General features: G+C 37.5%; 12 protein-coding genes and 2 pseudogenes (1 of these 14 cut by a window edge). 9 read left to right on the top strand and 5 right to left on the bottom strand.

The annotated features are described in order from the left end of the window. The 3 genes and pseudogenes from tnpC to LREU_RS03145 all read right to left on the bottom strand — a co-directional run. Positions 1–1373, bottom strand: a pseudogene (gene tnpC, locus LREU_RS10670) (IS66 family transposase); it reaches 164 nt to the left of the window's first position. 70 nt (positions 1374–1443) lie between these two features. Further along, entirely contained in the window at positions 1444–1800 is a 357-nt protein-coding gene (tnpB, locus tag LREU_RS03140) for an IS66 family insertion sequence element accessory protein TnpB (RefSeq protein ID WP_003668340.1), read from the bottom strand. Next, entirely contained in the window at positions 1790–1978 is a 189-nt protein-coding gene (locus LREU_RS03145) for a hypothetical protein (protein WP_003668338.1), read from the bottom strand. Before LREU_RS03145 ends, tnpB begins: the two co-directional genes overlap by 11 nt. 200 nt (positions 1979–2178) lie before the next feature. Between LREU_RS03145 and LREU_RS10695 the strand changes: the two are divergent. Then, positions 2179–2238 (top strand): annotated as a pseudogene (locus LREU_RS10695) (IS3 family transposase); the annotation flags it as partial. Between the two features lie 160 nt (positions 2239–2398). On the opposite strand, the gene LREU_RS03150 reads toward LREU_RS10695, so the two are convergent. Further along, positions 2399–3427: a lactonase family protein gene (locus tag LREU_RS03150; RefSeq protein ID WP_003668337.1), complete on the bottom strand. Its 1029-nt coding sequence runs from the start codon at positions 3425–3427 to the stop codon at positions 2399–2401. 114 nt (positions 3428–3541) lie between these two features. On the opposite strand from LREU_RS03150, the gene LREU_RS03155 reads away from it, so the two are divergent. From LREU_RS03155 to LREU_RS03165, 3 genes are all read left to right on the top strand, one after another. Beyond that, complete coding sequence (locus LREU_RS03155; protein ID WP_003668335.1) at positions 3542–4399, top strand: methyltransferase domain-containing protein; 858 nt, start codon at positions 3542–3544, stop codon at positions 4397–4399. Between the two features lie 171 nt (positions 4400–4570). Then, a complete protein-coding gene (gene trmL, locus LREU_RS03160) occupies positions 4571–5080 on the top strand; it encodes a tRNA (uridine(34)/cytosine(34)/5-carboxymethylaminomethyluridine(34)-2'-O)-methyltransferase TrmL (RefSeq protein ID WP_003668333.1) in 510 nt (169 codons plus the stop codon). A gap of 21 nt (positions 5081–5101) precedes the next feature. After that, positions 5102–7432: a DNA translocase FtsK gene (locus LREU_RS03165; protein ID WP_003668332.1), complete on the top strand. Its 2331-nt coding sequence runs from the start codon at positions 5102–5104 to the stop codon at positions 7430–7432. Between the two features lie 61 nt (positions 7433–7493). On the opposite strand, the gene LREU_RS10180 is transcribed toward LREU_RS03165, so the two are convergent. Beyond that, positions 7494–7613, bottom strand: a complete 120-nt coding sequence (locus LREU_RS10180) for a DUF4044 domain-containing protein (protein WP_003666746.1) — start codon at positions 7611–7613, stop codon at positions 7494–7496. A 128-nt stretch (positions 7614–7741) separates the two neighbouring features. Between LREU_RS10180 and LREU_RS03170 the strand changes: the two genes are divergently transcribed. The 5 genes from LREU_RS03170 (at position 7742) to LREU_RS03190 (ending at position 12322) form a co-directional block, all read left to right on the top strand. Continuing rightward, positions 7742–8095 carry a hypothetical protein gene (locus LREU_RS03170; RefSeq protein WP_003668329.1) on the top strand — a complete coding sequence of 118 codons (354 nt, stop codon included), beginning with the start codon at positions 7742–7744 and terminating at the stop codon, positions 8093–8095. Positions 8096–8383: 288 nt separating this feature from the next. Continuing rightward, positions 8384–8812 (top strand): division/cell wall cluster transcriptional repressor MraZ, encoded by a 429-nt coding sequence (gene mraZ / locus LREU_RS03175; protein WP_003666752.1) that lies wholly within the window; start codon positions 8384–8386, stop codon positions 8810–8812. Between the two features lie 15 nt (positions 8813–8827). Continuing rightward, positions 8828–9784 carry a 16S rRNA (cytosine(1402)-N(4))-methyltransferase RsmH gene (gene rsmH, locus LREU_RS03180; RefSeq protein WP_003668328.1) on the top strand — a complete coding sequence of 319 codons (957 nt, stop codon included), beginning with the start codon at positions 8828–8830 and terminating at the stop codon, positions 9782–9784. Positions 9785–9791: 7 nt separating this feature from the next. Then, positions 9792–10163, top strand: a complete 372-nt coding sequence (gene ftsL / locus LREU_RS03185; RefSeq protein ID WP_003666755.1) for a cell division protein FtsL — start codon at positions 9792–9794, stop codon at positions 10161–10163. Beyond that, a complete protein-coding gene (locus tag LREU_RS03190; protein ID WP_003668326.1) occupies positions 10163–12322 on the top strand; it encodes a penicillin-binding protein in 2160 nt (719 codons plus the stop codon). Before ftsL ends, LREU_RS03190 begins: the two co-directional genes overlap by 1 nt. Positions 12323–12328 lie beyond the last annotated feature (6 nt).

Raw genomic sequence — 12328 nt, forward strand, 5'->3', positions numbered from 1 at the left:
CCTGAGCTCCAGCAGAGCTTTTCGCAAATAAGCTATTCTTTCGAATAAGAGTTGATGGACGAATCGCTTGTTCAACCGGATTATTCGTTAACGGCACTCGACCATCTTCAAATATTTGATATACTCGCTTTCTTAGTTTCAAAGCATTATTAATGGCAGCTTTCAACCGTCCTTGAGGAAAACTGATATTTTCTAAATAAGTATATAACTTATCCATCAAAGGCTTCACGTGCAACCGACGTTGCACTAGTTTTTCCTTATGATTGGAATATGTTAATTGTTTCTCTTCATGAAAGATCGGTCGCATTAGCTGTAAAACTCGGTATGCTTTGGAGTTCTTCAATTGCTCCTTATTCAATAAACATGTAATGTGATAAAATTCACGTCGAATATGAACTAAACATGACCCAAATTTTGCCTGGGGATATAATCGATCACTATATCCACCATAACCGTCACACATAATAATTCCACGATATTGATGACCGATAATTTGACCAATGGTTTTACCCGCGCGGGTATTATAGTAATGAAACATGATAATTTGATGCTTACTGAATTCTTTTGTTGATCGCGTTACCCAAAAGTAGCCAGTTTCATTAGGCTCATCAATTACCTTGAATGGAGTTTCATCCATATGAATTACCGATTCTTTTCTGATTAATTCCTGTAAATAATCATACAACGGTTCAAGGTAGGTTTGACTAACCTTAATGATGTTAGTCGCCAATAATCGAGCATCAACTCGTAAGCCGACGGCTTGCCAAAACTTAATTTGACGATGAAACGGTAAAGCAAGATTAAACTTCAACTCTGCTACTTATAGTACTCGAAAAGTAACTATGGGGTAAAAGACTCTGTGGCATCTTACTACTGACAAGTACATCGCTACCATTAGAATTAATACACTCATTACATTTATAAGTTTCTTGAATCAAATTCACACAATATAATTCAGCTGGTTTTAACCGTGCTTCTCTACTATATACATGTTGACCCACTTTTTTCATTAGTTGATGACAGTGTGGGCAGTTAGTATCTTTTAATGGAATAACTTCTTCAACCTGTGGTAAACCATCTAAAAAAGTGGTCCGCTGACCAGATTGTTTTGCTTTCCGGTGACGCACCACTTGCTTTATTTTCTTTTCAGTCACTTCCGTGACTGAAATATCAGGATCTTGAAGTTGATCCATTTCTTGCTCACTAAATAAGGATTGTTGTCCATCAACGACGGGCTCCATTACTTCAGTTTTTTTCCAAAATATTTGGTTCTTTTGAAGTTTGATAATAGCTGTTAATTGAGCAATCTTTTCATTGGCCATAGCTAATTGCTGTTTAAGTTCTTTGATTTGTTCTTCCGCTGTTTGCTTCATGGTACGTCACCTCCTTTGAATTATTCTTTGGTAATTATATCAAAGAATTCTTCTTTTAAATAGAGGTAACTCAATAAAAACTTCCCGGTCGAACAGCTTGAATTTTACGAATTGGTAATGGGTTCAGTCCTTGCAATAACCAGTCGAGCTGTTGAGCAGATAATTCTTTGGCTTCATTACTGTTTCTCGGCCAACTAAGGTGGCCATTTTCAAACCGTTTATAGAGCATAATAAAGCCCTCGCCATCCCAAAACAATCCTTTAAAGCGATCATTACGTCCGCCGCAAAATAAGAAAAGCGAATTATTATATAATTCTAATCCATAGTTCTCAGCGATTACCATTGCGAGCCCATCAATACCTTTTCGCATGTCTGTTTTTCCACAGACTAAATAGATATGATCTGGGTCATGCCAATTAACGAGCATAACGAATAACCACTTTAACGATATCCGAAGCTAAAACAGAATTAGTCCCCTTGAAAATCGTTAATTCGACTTCATTCACATTAATTTTTACGGCAGGGCGTGCCGTAAAAGAATGCTTTTGTAAATTACTTGGCCTGTTTTTGAAAACTGGGGTAATAATTTCATTTTGTTCTGTCATAAATAAAAAATCTCCTTACTGATGATAGTCTCAGTATAGAAGATCCGGGGTAGCTAGAGCTAGACGTACTGTTATTGACTGCTTACGATCTAATCTCAGCCTTGCGGCCGATATAGCTAAAGTGGTAATTCGCTATGCTCATTAATTGGCACGCACCGGAGCACGTTTACCTTATTTGTGGTAAGACAGACCTCTTCTAGAACCACAAACGTTATCAAGAAAAATTAGGCAGCTTAACACCGGTACAATACCGGCATTAAGCTGCCTAAGAAACTTTGTATAATTTATTGCCTAATTGACAGACAGGGCCCAGTTCATTTTACCGAACGTTGAAGGTCATTGTTGTTTCAGAGGTTAACTTCGCGGCGAAAAACAAAATTATAAGTAATTTCTATCTTGCTCTCGCTGTTGATATTTAGCTTATTTCCACTTCATTACACACACTGGTTCTGGACAACTAACATCTTTTTGAAGAAGAGTTAACTTACCAGTTGATGGATTTCGTTTATAAAGCGTAAGGTTATCAGAGTTCTGATTTGAAGCTAAAAGATAATTTTCATCTTGATTTAGATTGAAATCGCGTGGAAAATCTCCTTCAGTTGAAATTGATTGAATATGTTTAACGGTAAAATCTGGTTGGACTTCAAAGACGGCAATGGTGTTTTCACCACGATTTGAAGTATAGACAAATTTACCATCATTTGAGATCCGGATAGCAGCTGCTCCATTGTGAGCTGTCCAGTCTTCAGGAATTGTTTTGAGCGTTTGAAGGTGCTTAAATGATGCATCGTTACTATTATACTTGAGTACTTCTAGTTTACTGCTTAGTTCACCTAAAAGATAAGCATAATTACCATTTGGATGGAAAGCTATATGACGGGTACCAAAGCCATCTTCACACTTGTAGCGAGAGACAGCAGTTAATTTACCATCATCAGAGACATCGTAAACCACAACAAGATCCATTCCTAAGTCACATACAACTAGACGATTGTCAGGAGTTAGATCGGCATAATGAACATGTGGAGCCTCTTGTTCAGGTTCAGGACCAGTTGCTCCTTCATGAAGGACAGAATCAGTTTGTGTCAACGTTCCATCTTCGTTGATCTTAAAAACATCTATTTTTGCTGTATGATAATTAGCGCTGAATAATAAATGCCGTTTGTTATCAACGCCAACATATGCAGGAGGGGCACCGGCAGCTAAAACATCGCTTAACATCTTAGCATTGTCGTCGCTTAATGAATAAGAGGCAACTCCTCCCTTATCATCTACTTGTTTAATTGCGTAGATCCGATCATCTTGACCAACTTGTAAGTAAGCTGGCTTTTGAGATGGAATTGCTAGTTCAACATTCGTTATTTTTTCTTGGGCAGTATCGAGGGTAACTTTATAGATCCCTTTACTTGCTTTTTTAGTATAAGTTCCAATTAGAAATTGTTCAATCAAGGCAATTTCCTCCTTTTTGAAAATGCTTACCTATATAATAGCAATTTGCTCATCGTAATTCTAGCTGTGATACACTGTTATTAGTAATTTTTAGTTGTTAATGGAGGAGAAAAGTTGAAAAAAGTTGAACGTCAACGAGAAATGGTAAAAAATAATCTTGCCCTTTTTCAATGTCCTGTTTGTGAACAGCCAATGGAGAGAATCGAAGGAAACAGTATTATTTGTGGAAATAGTCATCGCTTTGACTTTAATCGGCATGGTTATCTTCACTTTCTTAATGGAGCGGCTAATACTGAATATGATCGCTCAATGTTTGAATCTCGTCGTCAGCTATTAAATGCAGGACTATTTAAGCCAATTATTGAAAATATCGGTAAATTCTTGCCTTCAAAATCTTTAAGGATCTTAGATGTAGGGACTGGGGAAGGAACACCATTATTACAATTAGAAACAATCCGTGCTAATTGTAATGATACGATGATTGGCTTTGATATTTCGAAACCAGGGATAACGCTTGCTACTCAGTTACCGTTAAAGGCATTTTTTTGTGTAGCTGATTTACGTAAATTACCTTTTAATGATGAGAGTTTTGATTGTATATTAGAGTTGTTTTCTCCATCTGATTATCAAGAGTTTAAACGGGTTCTAACAAAAGATGGGACCCTTATTAAGGTAATTCCTAACGCTAACTACTTAGTCGAATTACGTCACCTCTTATATGAAACAGGAGAACGTAATTACCACTATGATAATTCACGAGTAATCGAGTTATTTAAACAACATTATCCTCATAGTAAAGTTGAAACAGTAACCTACCAATTTAGAATTCCAGATGGCTTACAACAAGCGATGCTGGAAATGACGCCTTTACACTGGGGAGCAAACGCTAAAAGATTATCTAAAGAAGAATTAACCCAATTAAAAACAATTACGGTGGATGTAAGCTTATTAATTGCGAAAAAAGCTAATTAATTATTGCAACATTACTAAATTAGTGCTAAATTATTATAAGAAATCGTTTGATAATTGACATCGAATATAAGTGTTTCGTTGGTAATTATCAAGGAGTACTTCATTAAAGCAGCGTTTCGCCGTGCCCACACCGAGACCCTGCTTTTTTTATTTTATTAAGGAGATTTTATTATGACAAACCATATTGTCTTGTTTGAACCATTATTTCCAGCGAATACGGGAAATATTGCACGAACTTGTGCGGGGACAAATACTGAATTACATTTAATCAAGCCATTAGGATTTTCAACTGATGATAAGCATATGAAACGGGCTGGATTAGACTACTGGGATAAAGTAAAGATCACGTATCATGAGGATTTACCTTCATTTATGAAAACTATTCCTGATATTAACCGTTTATATATTGTTTCTAAGTTTGCTACCCATGATTATAGTGATGTTGATTATACGGGTGAAGGAGATCATTATTTCCTATTTGGAAAAGAAACAACTGGCTTGCCCGAACGTTTTATGCAAAAATATCCAGAAAATGCTATCCGGATTCCTCAAAATGACAATAATATTCGGGCCCTAAATTTATCAAACAGTGCAGCGATTGTTATTTATGAGGCATTGCGGCAACAGAATTTTCCTAATTTAGCACGCGTTCATAAATATGAATTTGATAAATTAAAGTAACCTTAAGGAGGCAATAATGCGATGGCGAGAAGAAAAAAGGCATCATCCCGCCGGACAAGAGGGAAAAAACAACAGTATCGATTAATGGATAATCTATTAGGAATAATTGTTTGCCTTTTAATGTTAGTTGGCTTATTTAATTTAGGAGTATTAGGAACCTTTCTCGATAACTGTTTTAAGATTTTTGTAGGGTCATCCTTTCCGATTGCGATGATTATTGTTTTTCTTTATGGATTATGTTTTGCATTGTATGGGCATCGTCCGCATTTCAAAAAACGTTGGATTGCAGGAACTATTATTGCCTATATTGGTTTATTAATGTGGCTTCAGACAGTAATGTTTCAGCGTCTGAATCTTCATGCAAAGGTAATCGAAACTACTTGGAATAGTCTTAGTAAGGTCATTTTTAATGGTGATTCGACTGTTCCGGTTGGTGGAGGGATGATTGGTGCTTACCTATATAATGGAAGTAATATTTTAATTTCAGAGGTTGGAACAGCGGTATTATCATGGTTATTAATGATTATCGGAATTATTGTCTTTTTTGCATTACCGTGGCGCGAATTTCTAGTAAAATGTGGGATTGGCATTAAAAAATCTGGAGCAGCAATGGCTAATGCTCACGATCAATTAATGAAAAAGAGAACGGAGAGAGCAACCAAGACAACTACGGTACCATCAATTAGCGTGCCCCTTGCTAAAGCATCAAGGCAGGTTAAAGATTTTTTTGCTGACCAAGAATCAGCAGAGCCAACGTCAACGCCGCCGGTTTCTCCAGCGATGCCTATTCAAGATCCTGTTGAACCAACTATTAGGGTCGCAAGTGAAAGTCAAGTGGAAGGAACTCATAGCGGTACCCAAGATGAGCAGACTTCGAAACAACATGACGATACGGAAATTAAACTTGCAGGAATTGATGCTAAAGAAGATAATGATTATCAATTGCCGCCAGTCAGCCTGCTAAGTCAAGTAAAAGCAACAGATCAGCAGGAAGATTTGAATAATATCAAAAAGAACACCAAAACACTTCAGCAAACCCTAAAATCTTTTGGTGTGGATGCAACAGTTGAAAATGTTAATTTGGGTCCTTCCGTTACCAAGTATGAGTTACGCCCAGCAGTAGGAGTAAAAGTCAGCCGAATAACCCATTTGGCTGATGATTTAGCCCTTGCCCTTGCGGCTAAAGATATCCGGATTGAAGCGCCAATCCCGGGGAAATCATTAATTGGGATTGAAGTTCCGAACCAGCAAATTGCAACAGTTGGTTTTCGCGATATGGTCGAAAATGCTCCTAGTAATGATAATCCAATGGAAGTTCCGCTGGGTCGCAGTGTAACTGGGGATATCAAAATGGCCGATCTAACTAAGATGCCACACCTTCTTATCGCTGGGGCAACGGGTAGTGGTAAGTCTGTTGCAATCAACGTTATCATTACAAGCATTTTATTAAAAGCTAAACCGCATCAAGTAAAAATGTTAATGATTGATCCTAAAAAAGTCGAATTAAGTGTTTATAATGGTATTCCCCATCTGCTCAGTCCGGTAGTTTCTGAACCCAAAAAGGCAGCTCGGGCATTAGGAAAAGTTGTTGCAGAAATGGAGCGCCGTTATGAATTGTTTGCAAAATTCGGTGTTCGTAACCTGGATGGGTATAATAAGTTGGTCAAACAACAAAATGATGACCATCCTGATGAAGTTCAAGCTAACCTACCATTAATTTTAGTTATTGTTGATGAATTAGCCGACTTAATGATGACTGTTTCTCATGATGTTGAAGATGCAATTGTCCGAATTGCACAAATGGGGCGGGCTGCTGGTATTCATATGATTTTGGCAACTCAGCGTCCTTCTGTCGATGTTATTACAGGGCTTATTAAGGCTAACGTTCCTTCTCGAATTGCCTTTGCGGTTTCTAGTGGGGTTGATTCGCGAACTATTATCGATACTAATGGGGCAGAAAAGCTCCTTGGTCGAGGTGATATGTTATTTGAACCAATTGATCAAAATAAGCCAGTCCGGATTCAAGGCGCATTTATTTCTGATCATGATGTTGAATCAGTAGTAGACTTTATAAAAAACGAGCGAGCGGCTGAGTATGACGATAATATGGTTGTAACTGATAATGAAATCGAGCAAGAAGAACAAGCTGAGGAGGAAGATGAATTGTTCCCCGAAGCATTAGATTTTGTGGTTGATCAACAAAAGGCATCAACTTCGCTAATTCAGCGTCGTTTTAGAATTGGCTATAATCGTGCAGCAAGAATTATTGATGATATGGAACAGCGTGGATTTATCGGACCAGCTAATGGATCGAAACCACGTGAAGTTTATAAGCAAAAAAGTGAGGAATAAAAAAGACCGGAGAGATTTTTCTCCGATCTTTTTTATTCCGACTACATGGATGTTTAATAGGCTAAATTAAGTTTAAGGATGCAACTGCTCCAAAAATTAAAGAACCAAGCATTGCAATTAACATGAGCCAAATAGCAACCATGGTAATTTTTTGGAAACGAGTTTTCTTTTTTCGCTGCATTATTAACCATCCTTCCATTTTTATCAATAATAGTAGTGTAACGCATCTTTAATGCCTTTTTCAAATCTAGTTTTAGTTTATGTTAAACTTAAATTACTTATTTGAAGAGAAGGGGACTGAAAAGGTTGATGGTTAGTATTCAAGTTATAATTTTAGAGATTATTTTATTATTAGTGATTGGGATAGTAGAACGATTATTAGTACGAATATTTCATCATCCTAAAAAAACAAAGCATTTATGGTGGGGATGGACAATTATTTTATGGATTCTGATAATCTTTAATATTGGATTTTATTGGCCAGCTTATCCTATTGCCTTATGGATGATTCTAGCTCTGTTATTAATTGCTTTACAAATTATTCACAATCATGAATTCATTTATCGCCGTTACTGGCCAGTATTTTGGCGGTATTCGGCATATTATGCTTTAACTATATATATTGGTAGCTTAATTATTTCACCATGGTTACCGTTGATATAAAAATATTAAGTGAATTGAGGCTGGGAGAAAACAAAGTTTTCTCTCAGCCTCAACTGTTTTCACGAACAATATCAAGATAACGTGGAAAATAATCACAAGGCTCGAGTCTAAGTACGAACGCTAATCAGCGTTCTAGCTTAGTTCAACGCCTTGTCGAGGAGATTATTTCCCACTTCCGCTCACTTTTTTGTGTCTATTACTTTTTGGTAAAATTCACAAAATTACGTGGTGAGAAGTGGGGGATTGTGGTAGACTTGACCTATAACGTGGTAAAGGAGGACATTAGTCGTGTTAATGGGAGAATTTACACACACTATTGATTCCAAAGGCCGACTAATTATTCCTGCCAAATTTCGAGAACAATTGGGGGCACACTTCATTGTTACTCGGGGGTTAGATGGATGTTTGTTTGGATATCCATTAAATGAATGGGCGATTTTAGAGCAAAAGCTAAAGGCGCTCCCATTAACAAAGCGTGATGCACGTGCATTTGTACGCTTTTTATATTCCGCTGCGACAGATTGCGAAATTGATAAACAAGGACGGATTAATATTCCGATAACATTACGAACTCATGCTTCACTTGAAAAGAAGTGTGTAATCGTTGGTGTGTCTAATCGTTTAGAAATCTGGAGCGCTGAACGGTGGAATAAATTTACAAGCGAAACAGCTGATAATTTTGATGAGATTGCTGAAGATCTTAATATTGATTTTTAATGGAGGTTTTAGTTGATGGCAGAATTTAAACATGTAACGGTACTTTTAAAGGAGGCCGTAGCAGGATTAAATGTGCAACCAACAGGTACCTACGTTGATGCAACATTAGGTGGTGGTGGTCATACGCAAGCTATTTTACAACAGCTCGTCGATGGCCACCTATATTCATTTGATCAAGATCAGACGGCAATTGATTACAATAAAGAACACTTGAAAACTGCAATAGAACAGCAAAAATTAACATTAGTTGAAGATAATTTCCGCAACTTAAAAGCGGAATTGAATAGCTATAATGTAAAACATGTTAATGGAATTTTATATGATTTAGGTGTTTCATCTCCACAGTTCGATGATGCTAAAAGAGGTTTTAGCTATCAGCATGACGCACCCTTAGACATGCGGATGAATCAGGAACAAAAATTGTCGGCAATGGAAGTTGTTAACGAATGGCCATATGAACGTCTCGTTAAGATTCTTTACCGATATGGAGAAGAAAAGTTTGCTAAGTCAATTGCTAGAAAGATTGAACAACGCCGAAAGGTAGCACCAATAAAGACGACATTTGAATTAGTTGATGTGATTAAAGAAGGAATTCCGGCAGCAGCTCGTCGTCATGGTGGTCATCCAGCGAAAAAGAGTTTTCAAGCTATTCGGATCGCAGTTAACGACGAATTAGGTGCTTTAGAGGAATCGTTAGAACAAGCATTAGACTTGTTAGATGTTGGGGGACGAATCAGTGTCATTACCTTCCAATCCCTAGAAGATCGGTTAGTAAAGACCATGTTTCGTGAAAAGACTTCATTAAGTGGGGATGTACCGCAGGGATTACCAGTAATACCAGCGGGAATGGAACCAAACTTCAAATTAATTAATAAAAAGCCGATTGTAGCTAGTGATGAAGAATTAGCGGCAAATCATCGTGCGCATAGTGCCAAGTTGAGGATAATCGAGAAAATTAGAGAAGGAAAGTGACAGAATTATGGTTTCAAATGCGGCAAGGCAACTGGCGGGAGAGCAGCAACCGCAGCAAGCGCCAAGGAAAAAGACTTATCAACAACCAAAGATTTCTCCAAGTCCGGTTAGATGGTCAAAATTTGAAAGATCTTTAGTAGCAGTAGGAAGTTTAATCACACTGTGCTTGATGATTAGCTTACTTTCTACGAAAATTAGTATTAATAATCAGCAACGGCGCTTACAGGATACTCAAACTCAAATTACTAAGGCAAAAAGCAGTAATACAAGTTTGCAGCAGGAAATCGCTGAATTGACGACTCAATCGCATTTGAAATCAGCAGCACATAAATATGGATTATCAGATAAAAATTCAAATGTAAGGAACGTTAATAAATAATGAATAAGAAGCCACAACGAACGAAAAATAGGGGACATAGAGAAAACCGAGGGACCTTTGGCAAATGGCTCTTTCTAATCACGGTTGGATTGTTTACCTTGTTTATCGTTCGTTTTGCGTATATCGCAATAAATAAAGATGTTCAACATGTTAACTTACGGTCACAAGCGGAGCAAATTTATACCCAGCAGCGAATTATTCAAGCGCGACGGGGTGATATTTATGATTCAGAAGGAAACCCCTTGGCAACTGATACAAGTAAATATACCCTCTATGCTGTTTTAGATCGAACCCAAAAGTCTTCTGATGGTAAACCATTATATGTAAAAGATCGGAAAAAAACTGCCAAGGTACTATCACAGTATATTGATCTGACACCAAAGCAAATTGAAAAGATCCTTAAACCAAAGGGGCAAGCCTACCAAGTTGAATTTGGAAATGCTGGAAGCAACCTTTCTGTTTCAACGATGCAGAAGATCAAGAATCGGCACTTGCCAGGAATTAATTTTATTGCGACTCCAGCACGTCAATATCCAGAAGGCGAATTTGCTTCTCAAATAATTGGGATGGCAACTCCTAAAGTTAAAAATGATAATGGAACTGAAGAGACTAATTTAGTGGGCCAATTGGGCTTGGAAGGCTACTTTAATAAACAATTAACGGGAATAAATGGGTTGAGAAAAGATAAACAGGACGTCTATGGATACCAGATTGCTAATTCAAAGCAGGTAACTAAAAAAGCCATCAACGGTGATAATATCTACACTACCCTTGATTCACAAACCCAACATTTTCTCGAAAATAAAGTTAATAAAGTTTATAAAAGTTCTAACGCCAATGCAATGACTGCAGTTGTAATGGAAGCTAAAACAGGTAAAATTATTGCCGCTACGCAACGGCCAACTCTTCATGCAGAAAATAATCCTGTTTGGCGGAATATGTTAGTTCAAGATGCTTATGAACCAGGTTCGGTAATGAAAATTTTGTCATTAGCTGCTGCTATTGATACCGGACATTTTAATCCTAATGCGACCTTTAATTCGGGAACATGGACTATGGGTGGCGGAAAAATCACTGATTGGTCAAGTTCTGGCTGGGGAACAATTTCCTATAAAGATGCTTTTGATATGTCTAGTAATGTTGGGTTTGCTCATGTAGAACAAGACATGGGAGCAGAGACATGGATGAAGTACATTAAACGATTTGGCCTGTTAAAAAAAGTTAATGTTATTGGAATGAGTAACGAGGTTAATGGTTATACTTCATTCAAAGGGATTCTTGCTCAGGCAAATACCGCTTTTGGACAGGGAATTACTGTAAATGTTATGCAGATGATGCAAGCGTTCAGTGCTATTGGCAATAATGGTAAAATGATGAAGCCTTACATTGTTAGCAAAGTTGTAGATGGTAATAGCGGAAAGACGATTCAAAAGGTCAAGCCTAAAGTTGTTGGACAACCAATAAAAGCATCGACAGCGAAAAAGGTCCTTGGTTACATGCAAGGCGTTGTTTACGACCAAAAGGGCCTTGGCCACGATTACCAAATTAAGGGTTACCGAATTGCTGGAAAGACCGCAACTGCACAAATTGGTGGTGCTCATGGTTATTCAACTGGTGATACAAACTACCTTTACTCCTTTGCCGGGATGGCACCAGCTAAAAACCCAAAGTATATTATGTATGTTACCCTTCGCCAACCGCAAAACCTTAAAAAACCAGCAACCAAACAAATTGCCAGCGTCTTTAATCCGACAATGAAAATGTTGTTGAGCCAACAAAAAGTTGCAGAAAAGGCCAAGAAAAAGGTTATTACAATGCCTAATGTTGTTGGTCAAGCAAGCGATGAAGCTAATAAAGAATTATCAGGTAAAGGAATGCAGGTAATTGTTGTAGGTTCTGGCAAGAAAGTTAAACAACAATCAGCAGTTCCAGACGAACAAGTGTTAACAGATCAACATGTTATTCTTGATACTGGTGGCGAGTATAAAATGCCGGATATTTCTGGATGGAGTTCTGCGGATGTTCAACAATTAGCTAAGGTTCTTAAGCTAAAAGTAAAAGAAAATGGAAACGGCTATGTTACTCAGCAAAGTATTTCCCCTGATACAACTATTAAGCGTGGAACGACTTTAACCGTTCAATATGAAGCTAAAAACTAGCAGAGA

The organism is Limosilactobacillus reuteri subsp. reuteri (assembly GCF_000016825.1).
GTDB classification, from domain to species: Bacteria; Bacillota; Bacilli; order Lactobacillales; family Lactobacillaceae; genus Limosilactobacillus; species Limosilactobacillus reuteri.